5 protein-coding genes are annotated in these 7,008 nt (G+C 42.2%); 1 reads left to right on the top strand and 4 read right to left on the bottom strand.

All coding sequences use genetic code 11. The features are described from left to right. Positions 1 to 1,216: 1,216 nt before the first annotated feature. On the bottom strand, positions 1,217 to 4,174 hold the full coding sequence (locus tag RMO35_RS19085) for a hypothetical protein (protein ID WP_309743183.1): 2,958 nt from the start codon (positions 4,172 to 4,174) through the stop codon (positions 1,217 to 1,219). A 68-nt stretch (positions 4,175 to 4,242) separates the two neighbouring features. On the opposite strand from RMO35_RS19085, the gene RMO35_RS19080 reads away from it, so the two are divergent. Then, positions 4,243 to 4,560: a hypothetical protein gene (locus RMO35_RS19080; RefSeq protein WP_309743181.1), complete on the top strand. Its 318-nt coding sequence runs from the start codon at positions 4,243 to 4,245 to the stop codon at positions 4,558 to 4,560. A 182-nt stretch (positions 4,561 to 4,742) separates the two neighbouring features. On the opposite strand, the gene RMO35_RS19075 is transcribed toward RMO35_RS19080, so the two are convergent. The 3 genes from RMO35_RS19075 to RMO35_RS19065 form a co-directional block, all read right to left on the bottom strand. Further along, complete coding sequence (locus RMO35_RS19075) at positions 4,743 to 5,855, bottom strand: prepilin-type N-terminal cleavage/methylation domain-containing protein (RefSeq protein WP_309743179.1); 1,113 nt, start codon at positions 5,853 to 5,855, stop codon at positions 4,743 to 4,745. Continuing rightward, a complete protein-coding gene (locus RMO35_RS19070; protein WP_309743177.1) occupies positions 5,806 to 6,450 on the bottom strand; it encodes a type II secretion system protein in 645 nt (214 codons plus the stop codon). Before RMO35_RS19070 ends, RMO35_RS19075 begins: the two co-directional genes overlap by 50 nt. 61 nt (positions 6,451 to 6,511) lie before the next feature. Further along, positions 6,512 to 7,008: hypothetical protein (locus RMO35_RS19065; protein ID WP_309743175.1), on the bottom strand; the 497-nt coding region annotated here is incomplete at its 5' end.

Raw genomic sequence — 7,008 nt, 5'->3', positions numbered from 1 at the left:
TGTGAGTGAAAGTCTCGAACTAATTTTTAATACGTTAAGACGCGATCGAATGTTAGCTGATTATAGCCAAATGCGAATGGCTTTGGGCGATCGAGGGGTATGCGATCGAGTTGCTGCGGAAATTTTAGCCAAACTTTAGAGTGTTTCTAGCAGTTGTTAAAATTGTACTCTCCTGCCCAATTTTGGCTGACTGACCTATTTTGACTTTTCAAACACCCTCTAAAGGGAAGACTGTGGCGATGCACTGAAGCCCCACGAAGTGTGGGGTACAGATCTCCGCTACAACCCAAGCAGACTCAATTGAGTCCGATCTCCGCTATTTACCACTCGACCAACGCAATCTACATTACCTTCAAATGCGATCGCGATCGCACTCGATCGTTATTTTGCCGATTAAGATGCGGATATCAGGAGTATGAAGTGAAGTTATCGCCCCAGCATCAAATTCAACTTCGACTGGCACTTTCAGCGATAGATTACACCGATCTGTGGGCAATATAAGTTTACGACAACTTAATTTGCCAAATGTGTCCCGATTCGACCGACTCGATCGTGTATTTATTTAGGATTGCTGCTGTCAGGTTGCACTAATTTATTGGGTTTTCCGATCCGATGGCAAGGCAATACATAGATCGGTGCTAGTTTTGCTGTTCGAGGTTTCTACGATCGCCTTGCCAGCAATGCGACTAAATGTAGTCTGGGTGATGTGGTCTTAAAAGCACTGTAGCACCAGGAGGAATCACAAGCTTGCCCTTGCACTGGGTGACAAGGAACCCTTCGAGCGCAATCCATCGATCGCTTCTCACGCTGTCGGTGGTGTTAAGTATACTTCTGGGACTAATGGTTCCAACTCTTCCAATTTCGGAATACTAGAGACGATCGGTGTCGATGTCAACCTATTTGAAGGAGTAGCACTACTCGGTAGTTTCAATACTGATTGAAACTCCAACAATAGTACGAATGTCGGTCTGGGATTTGAGTTTTAGTTATTTAATACGATAGTTTTTTAAACAATTTAATCAGGCTCAGCTAGTAGTTGAGCCTGATTGAAAAATCGTCTAGAATTTACAAGTGGCATTGCTGGATCGAGGTATGAAATATATACAGAGGAGCGGGGTATAAGAGGTATAAAAAAAGTCAGTCATACCTCAAATCAGCAACGCCCAAAAATCCTGTTGAGTAGATGATACTCAACAGGATTGTTAACTATTGGGAATTAGTTGTATGTGCGCTTAAATACTTCTTGTTGTAGATAGACCGCTCGGGGTGAGAGTGGAGGTAACTTGTCAAAAGATTTGAAAGCAGGGTCGAAGCCAAAATCTCGGTTGGGAATCTCAAAAACATTACCGAAAACGATTAAACCATTAAACTCCTGCGGCACACCTAAATTAACCATCGAACCACGATATCTAAAAGTTTGTCGTCCAGATGTAGGAGTCCAGTCTTCCAGCATTCGCATGAAGTTTTGGAGACCACCACCGAAGTATTGCCCAGTATCACTACCATTCTTTCGAGTGCGTCGATCGGTACAGTAAGCAGCCGGAGCATTAGAGCCTAAGTTACCACAACTAAGGTCACTGTTTGCTGCGTATGCAGCAAACACGGTTGTTGTCGTTGCTGGTTGTTTAGTTTGATTGATGAGACAGTTAACTTGACCACGGGGAATCACAACACTGGCAAGATTGGAATTAGCAGCAGTAGTCTTCAGACAAGCATTCGATAGTGCTGTAATCGTATCAGCTAAAAGAGCAGCGGGTTGTTTGGCACCAATATCAGTAGTATCGACAAATCCAAAGTTGTTATAGTCACCTTGAGTATATATCGCTTGATCGCTAGCGATGGTCATCGGACCAGGTAAGTTTGCACCGTCATTAAAGATGAAACCAAACGGACTTTTGTATTTACCGTAATTATCGCTGACGGTGGAGTTGTACTTTCGCTTCTTATCGGTACTGTCAATCGGGAAAGTGGTATCGTCAAGCGTCGCGTGAAAAACTAGTCCGCCTTCGGTGCGATCTTTAGCTGCTAGCCCCAGTTTTTGGAAGCTCCCTGTCGTAGCGGTAGCAACAGCCGCATCCCGAACGAATAATAAGCCATCGGTTGAATAAGTACTTGGTGTCGCAGCAATGACATCATCAAAGGCAGCGTTGATTTTCGTGATGATATCTGTAGCTGTAAAGTCGCTAGCCGCAGTTGTCAGACTGGTGCCAAAATTAACATACACACCATCACGATTCCAGACTGTCAAACTTTCGATATTGGTTTGGAGGTATTTCATCGCTCGGACTTCTCGCCGATCGTAGAACCTTGCCGTACCCGTGGCTGGATTGACTAATTTCTGAATCGGTGCGGGTAAGAAACAACTATTGCGGATGGCGGCAATCGTGGCTGGTGGCAGCAAACCGATCGCATTAGGATCGATTGTCGATAATGTAGTATCTATAGTCTTGAGCCGAACGAGTAGATTTATAAAAGTAGTTTGAACGTCGCTTGGTAGCATCCCAGTTGTTGTCACCTTCTCATAAGGTACTGGTGTTGGCGAAGAAGCGATGGCAACCTGCAACGCCCGCAAGATCTTGTCTTTAGTCGTAGAACTCAAACTATTGAGTGCTGAAGCTGGAGTAATACTAGTAATATCGTTAAGATTTGCTTGCTTGCAAAAGCGGTCTTTTTCTTCAGCAATATCCTTGGTCATTACCAAGACTGGCTGCTGTAGGCTGTTCAGTTGCCCTTTACTAAAGGAAGTACATTTAGCCGTACTTTTTTCCGCTCGATCGGGGGAGATATTCATATTACCTGTCCCAGTATCAGCACAAGTGCTACCTTTAGCCCCAGTCCCAGTCTGAATTGATGTCAGATCGAAAGGAACAGCCCGATCGTACTGCATCGTGAGTCGCAGATCGGCTTTACCATAGTAATCTGTAATTTCTCCGGTATCATCTGTTTTCCGCAGAAACCCCAGTCCGGGTGGGTTCAAGACTCGAACTGGCGTAGCAGACAAGTAATTACTAATATAGGGAAAGAAATTGGATAATTTATAATCGGCAGGTGCTGATGCTAAATTAGTTAGTGGTGTGTTTTTATTGATTGCGAGCGATTTAAAATTGATTGCCCGACTATCTGGTGCTGCCAATGTTCCAGATGCAGTGGGTGGAATAGTTATTGCAGCACTACTTGGAACGACAATACGGAGAGCACCACTCGAACCGCCGTTGACTGTATCATAGGTATAGATATCTCCTGCCGCAGTAATGCGATAGTCAAGCTCATCATTAGTTTCGCCACTTTTTGCTCCAGCAATAGTTAGTGTGGCACCACTTTCAGGAGTAATAATTAATGTTTTATTCGTATGTACTCGTCCATAGACATTCATGTCTGAGTGAGAACTGATGTCTAAGTCACCATCATAAAATACCCCAAACTGAAACAGAGGGACAATCCGACTCTTGAAGTCCATTTGCAAGACAGTTTTTGCCTCACCATTTTGGATTGATTGAGCTGAATCTAGTTTAGCAGCAGTGGCATACACTGTATACTTGTATTCCTGAGCAAGTAATCCTGCATAGGGTTGATCGGCCTCAATGGTTTTAGGCTCTGGATATGTTAACGTTGTTGTTCCCGTAGTGGCATAAGCCGTCTTGTCAGCTACAAATGTGTATGCAAGATAATTGATACTGTTGCTATTATTATCTTGTTCGCTCAGAACAACATTACCATCTCCATTTATGGATTTAGCAATATTATTATTGTATCGAAAAGGGTAGTTTCCACATTCAAAGTCGTTGCTAGGACTAATGGTAGAGGTCGTTCCTAAGGAAAAGCAGTTACTAATATTTGCTGGAGTAACAATTGGAGTAGTTGTCGTCTGACCTGGACTGGTTCCAGAAGGAGTAGCATAACCGACGAATTTTTGACGAAGTTGCTCGGCACGTCTATTCAATCCCGATTCGGCAACATAGAAGCTATTGGTACCATTCACATACGCATTGGTTGACGATTTACTGAGATTGGCCATCGTCATATATGCCGCCAACATACTAAACATCGCGATCGATATGAACGAGACGATCAGCATCGCATAACCTTTATCCGATCGCCCATCTTGCTGTGCGATCTGTTGTGCTCGGAGCATGAAGTGGAGGAGGGAGCGATCGGGGTTTGGTTTGTTATTCATTGTCGGTTACTCAGGATTTAAAGATGTAATCCCCAGTGCTGGGGAGAAGAGGGTTAAGTAATTTATATATGTTTGACAAATACATGGGCAGTCGCGATCGAGCACCAGATCGCAGCTCAGGCAAAGACTATGATGGCTTGTGTTCTAGCGATCGACGATCGCGCGGACATGTTGTACTTTTATATTGCCCAAAATCCAGGCAAAACCCGTCACCGATCGAGGTGAATCATTGTGACTGGCGGTTGATGACACTTGTAGTGAAGATATTATTCCTGCATCTTAATCGGGAAAACGCGATCAAGGTGCGATCGAGATCGCATTTTGACATTGATATCAATCGCTTTTATCAAGCAGTAAATCGCGGACATTTTTCTTCTGGTGAATGAAACCACCCTGCTATGGCTTTGTAGTTAGTGGTGGGGTAGAGCTACCAGGTCTATTAACAATCGCGACCGATCGAGTAGCTTATATCCAAGCGGAACGTAGGATATAACCTCAAAGAGCGGAAATTTTTGGGGAAAAGTTTATACAGCAAGGAGTTGAAATTATGCTGACAAAAGATGGCTAATTATTTCGAGAGAACATTCCGGGGAAAGAATTCGGCAGCGGCAGTTAATTTATTAATGTCATCTGTACTAGGCGTTGCTCCCCGTCCAGTAGAATCATATCTAGATCGTAACTCCACTTTGACTCCAGCTAAATTTCTCCAGTTATAGTTGGCAGTACTAGCATTGAATGTACAGGCGTAATTCGCATTATCAGCGCAGGCATTAGCGGGTGCAGTATTAATGGCTTTAGTCGTAGTATCGCTGTACAACCTTGCCGAAACTTTGAACTTGGTAACTCCTTTAATTAAAGGCTGAAAAGAACCGCCATCTATAGACATTTTTAATATTCCATCATTATCCAATTTATAGACTCTCTCCTCAATTAAGTAGATTGGACTACCAATAGCCGAAGCGGTAGCTTGACTAGCCAGACTGTCAATTACAATTTTGAACTTAGTATCAGCAGTTACTACTGCATCATCTGTATAGTTAAAAACCCGAAAATTGTCAGCACTATCAAATACTGCCGCGCGTACTTTTTCTAAATCGGGACTAGATTTAGGAGTCTGACAAAAATCACTAGTAGTGCTGGTATACACACCATTAATATTATCAAGTTTGCAGCGATAATTACGAACATCCCGCAAAGAGCTGGATAACTTAGGTAAGCTCGTATCTAACTGTAAAGGTAGTGGATTGCAGTTTGGACTGGTAGCTGTCTGAGTATTATCTGCAACTATCAATTCAGTTGGAGTTGTATTCGCTGGTATTGTGGCACACAGAGTCAATGCTTGTGTTAGTGCTCTCCGAATTACGACTGTAGAAGATTCAGTAATAATAGACCCACTCACAGTATTGGAACTTATTTCAATGGTTGGGAAGCTATTCCTATTAATTTGTTCTCCAGCTTGTTTGATATCATTGCCAATTATTTCTAAAATAGCTGACAAGTTCTGACTAGATTCAATATCTTTCTTGTCCTCATTAAAGTCCTTGCTGGCTGCAATAAAAGCATTCATCGCCAATCCACCCACAATTGACATTATTAGTAGACCAACTATTAATTCTATGAGAGTAAATCCTCTACTGAAATTCCGTATAAGTACCTTCCAGATCGTATACTTTATTGCCATTGTACGTTACCTCTATTTTAAATTTTCGATACTTGTCACCGCAAACTGTCGAATCTGCTGCAATTGCTGGAATTACTGGAGATGCTCCGTGTGCAGGCGTGATAGCTAGTCCCTGGCAAAAAGTAACAGATGTACGATACTGCCGTCCCATTGCCTGAGTGAGTAGTAGCTCATCAGCAGTTATACTATTAAAATTATTGGGTGTGAGCAAAGGATTGGCAGTTGCGATCGGGCTAGCATTCACACAATTTTTAAGGTTAACTACACTTCCATTGCTAGTATCTATCCGACCAAGACCTGCTGTATTAGCAAATTGACAGCTAGCCAAATTATCATTATTGAATCCATCAGTTAATGGTAAATCGCTAATTTTTCGCGATCGAATATTATCAAATACTCGCTGAGATACAATCAAAGCTCCAGTCCGAATCTCACTTTTAGAGTTGTTAATTTTAGCGTATAGAAATAGAGGCATTGCGTAAGCAAGGCAAATTCCTAATGTTGTCAGGGCAATCACTGTTTCTATCAGACTAAATCCTCTTTCTAGGTGATGAGTCTTTAAGGAGTTTAATTTCAAATAAAATTTTGTTATCATTATCCTATAATTGCAACTTTTGAAATACTATGAAATCAATATTATTTAAGTGCTTAGTCAACTAAAATTCAGGATTACCTGCACTATTAGCTGCAATCCGAACGGGGGTGGTTGAGGTATTACTAGTATATGTATAAATATCAACGCTCCCTATTGTTCCGATGTCGATCAATGCTATTTTGGCTTTATTATCACCTCGAAAATCTTTGAGAATTAATTTTCTTGGGGTGTCTACAATACCTCTGTTATCAAAACAAACTCCATCTCCTAAAGAATTGCTAACAAGTCCAATTGATGCTGGATCGCTAATAGTAGTTGCAATGTCTGTAATACCTATGTTTTTTGGCAAATCGAGATCGAATTGTGATGCTCTCTGCCAGCCACTGGTGCCGCCAGTAGTAGAAACTTTACAGTTGCTGGCATATTCCACCACAAAGTTACGTGTCCCATCAGGATTAGGATCGGGATTAGGCTTGAGGCGATATGATTGATTGCTAGAGATGGCTTTCGATCGAATCAAGCTGAGTTGACTCTTAAATAGCAATGTACCATCGCGTA

The sequence above is a fragment of the Chamaesiphon sp. OTE_20_metabat_361 genome (assembly GCF_031364565.1).
This window is presented reverse-complemented; position numbering and strand designations above follow the sequence as displayed.

Excerpts from the sequence above, each read along its gene's own strand:
- RMO35_RS19085 (WP_309743183.1), bottom strand. The coding sequence starts at position 4,174 with ATGAATAACAAACCAAACCCCGATCGCTCCCTCCTCCACTTCATGCTC.
- RMO35_RS19080 (WP_309743181.1), top strand. The coding sequence starts at position 4,243 with ATGTTTGACAAATACATGGGCAGTCGCGATCGAGCACCAGATCGCAGC.
- RMO35_RS19075 (WP_309743179.1), bottom strand. The coding sequence starts at position 5,855 with ATGGCAATAAAGTATACGATCTGGAAGGTACTTATACGGAATTTCAGT.
- RMO35_RS19070 (WP_309743177.1), bottom strand. The coding sequence starts at position 6,450 with ATGATAACAAAATTTTATTTGAAATTAAACTCCTTAAAGACTCATCAC.